Consider the following 287-nt stretch of genomic DNA (forward strand, 5'->3'; position numbering starts at 1 on the left):
TGATGAGTCTGGTGAGCCGAAGATTTCGACGAATGCTGACTTTGCGAATGGTGCAACCGAGGTTGTTGCTGGTGCGCAGGTTAATGACCGTGTTACCTACGAGAACCTGGTTCCGGGTAAGGAATACACTCTGTTCGCTGAGCTGATTTCCAAGGCTGATGGCAAGACCGTTCTGGGTGAGGGTGAGAAGACCTTTACTCCGGAGTCTGCTAACGGTGAGGTTGTCGTTACGATCACTGTCGATGAGTCCGTCAAGGAGCCGGTTGAGGCTGCGGTTGCTTTTGAGA

The 287-nt window shown here is 52.6% G+C and carries 1 protein-coding gene; it reads left to right on the plus strand.

Features of this window, described 5'->3' with window-relative positions; all coding sequences use genetic code 11:
- Window positions 1-287: VaFE repeat-containing surface-anchored protein (locus HMPREF2537_RS00890; RefSeq protein ID WP_148138120.1), on the plus strand; the 287-nt coding region annotated here is incomplete at both ends.

This window comes from Corynebacterium sp. HMSC074E01 (assembly GCF_001808885.1).
Taxonomy (GTDB): domain Bacteria; phylum Actinomycetota; class Actinomycetes; order Mycobacteriales; family Mycobacteriaceae; genus Corynebacterium.